Raw genomic sequence first — 465 nt, forward strand, 5'->3', positions numbered from 1 at the left:
CGCGCCCTGATCGCCCCGCTGGCCCCCGGGGCGGTCGTCCATGTTGTCCACGACACCCGCCTGGTGCTCGCCGCCGGACGCCTCCGCAGCGGGATCGGCGTGGTCGCAGGCACCGGATCGTCGGTGTGGGGCATCAACGGGGCCGGGCTTGAGGTCCGCGCCGGCGGCTGGGGGCACCTGTTGGGCGATGAGGGCAGCGGCTACTGGCTGGGGCGGGAAGCCGTCCGGCACGCACTCTCCCGCCTGGATGCAGGCCTGCGGCGGGACCGGCTCACGGACCTGTTGCTGGACGACTGCGGGCTGCAGGAGCCGGCCGAGCTGATAGCGCTGTTCCACTCCGCGAAAACCGACCGGCGGTTTTGGGCGGGTAAGTCCCGCTTGGTGGTGGCCGCCGCCGACGGCGCCGATCCGGCGGCGGAGGCGATCGTAGACAGAAACGAAAAGCACACCACAGAACACCACAAA

Annotated in this window: 1 protein-coding gene; it reads left to right on the forward strand. The window is 71.4% G+C overall.

Going from position 1 to position 465, the window contains the following annotated elements; translation table 11 throughout:
- A partial coding sequence (locus tag AC5RV2_RS18950; protein WP_494093611.1) for a BadF/BadG/BcrA/BcrD ATPase family protein occupies positions 1-465 on the forward strand: 465 nt, incomplete at both ends.

It is taken from the genome of Arthrobacter sp. Y3225116 (assembly GCF_059091245.1).